The following is a 1450-nucleotide window of genomic DNA, read 5'->3' as shown; positions in this document are numbered from 1 at the left end:
GGGGGTGCCTTACAGGTGATTTTCGTTGCCATGGTGTGGGGGGAATGTCATCACCAAACAAGAAGAGGGCATCCTCTGGCGGTGTGGTCATCACCGTTGAATAAAGGGGCTTCCTGCTTGGCTGCCTTTGCGGGCCGTGCTTTTCGGCTTTTTAAATGAAAAATTATGGGCGTGGAACGTCTTGCCTTGAATCGTCTACGCAACACCTCAAGAACATAAGCGCAGGTATCTCTCACTTTCATATACGTGGTGGCTTTCCAAATGTGCGATAAGTTCTTCTGTTTGTGAAGTATTTAGCTTGCTCACAGAGTCCCTGCTTGATACCATTAACTTTTGATCTTCCTTATACTTCTCTACGATCGTCACTCAGAAGAGCCTTAGCAATTTGACGAGCTCTACCCTGATAACAAAACTGCCCTAATCCTATCTGCTGCGTTCTTAACGCAACACGTTTTTCTTCTTTCAGAAATCTTTGCGTAAGAAAAATAATTAAACTTGTAAACAATTTCATTCAGCATGAGTGTATATGCCAAATTAATGCATTTGATAAACTTTATGAGGCTATTTCTGTATTCTTCCAAATCCCATCTTCAGGCTAAACGACTATAGAAAATCTTGAGAGTGAGTTGTGCCAATTCATGTAGGCGCTTCTGATGTTGCGGCGCGGTCAATTTGTAATGTAACCTGTATATCCATCTAATAATGAAGCTTTTAACTAAATATTTTTTTTGTTAGAATTGATAGAAGAAGTCTTTTTTAAAAGTCTCTAAAAAAGATTGTATGTAAATTTTGTGAATGTTCGGAGCGCTTTAAAAGCGGTTTCGTTCGAGGGGGGCAGCGGTACAAATGTAAAAAATATGGAAAAAATTTCACGAGGTGTGCATGAAAAAGACAAGCTCAGTCTTCGTTTTATACGCAAGCGGCCTTTTAATGAACCGAATTGCTCAGCGTTTTGGTGCCAGCACCACAGCTGTTTTGAAGAAGGCGGGCACCTTATAATCAAGGCTATGCGCCAAAATTGAGCTATCCCCAAAAGACAAAAGTATTGTCAAGGAAGTCGATAACTTTTGGCATTATTTAAAAAAAAGAAGCAAAAAAATTTGGATTTTTAAAGTGTCTGTGATCGTGCTGGCAAACGGCTTATCGATTGGGAATTTGGTGATCGCTTGAGTCAAACATTCAAACAACTTTTTGAACGATTAAAAATTTTATTTTATTGCGCAGATCATTGAGCAGATTTTAATAAAATTATTCCAAGCACCCACCCCTTTCAGGGAAAAGAAAAAACCTTTTCCATTGAACAAAATAATGCTCGGCATTGCCATTGGTTTGCAAGATTTCGCCCCATAAGTGTTGAAAGTGGTTGAGATAGATATTATGAGTATAAAGTTTTAATTTTATAATGATGTATTGATATATGGTTAGAGAGACTAGGAAAACTTTACGATGT

General features: G+C 38.5%; 2 protein-coding genes. One reads left to right on the top strand and one right to left on the bottom strand.

Annotated elements, in window-relative coordinates; genetic code table 11:
* Positions 1–343 precede the first annotated feature (343 nt).
* Complete coding sequence (locus tag K737_RS09705; protein WP_024161287.1) at positions 344–511, bottom strand: hypothetical protein; 168 nt, start codon at positions 509–511, stop codon at positions 344–346.
* A 280-nt stretch (positions 512–791) separates the two neighbouring features.
* Between K737_RS09705 and K737_RS00120 the strand changes: the two genes are divergently transcribed.
* Positions 792–1022, top strand: a complete 231-nt coding sequence (locus K737_RS00120; protein WP_006292278.1) for a hypothetical protein — start codon at positions 792–794, stop codon at positions 1020–1022.
* Positions 1023–1450 lie beyond the last annotated feature (428 nt).

The organism is Holospora undulata HU1 (assembly GCF_000388175.3).
Taxonomy (GTDB): Bacteria; Pseudomonadota; Alphaproteobacteria; order Holosporales; family Holosporaceae; genus Holospora; species Holospora undulata_A.
This window is presented reverse-complemented; position numbering and strand designations above follow the sequence as displayed.

Coding starts and splice junctions, on each gene's coding strand:
- K737_RS09705 (WP_024161287.1), bottom strand. CDS start 511: ATGAAATTGTTTACAAGTTTAATTATTTTTCTTACGCAAAGATTTCTG.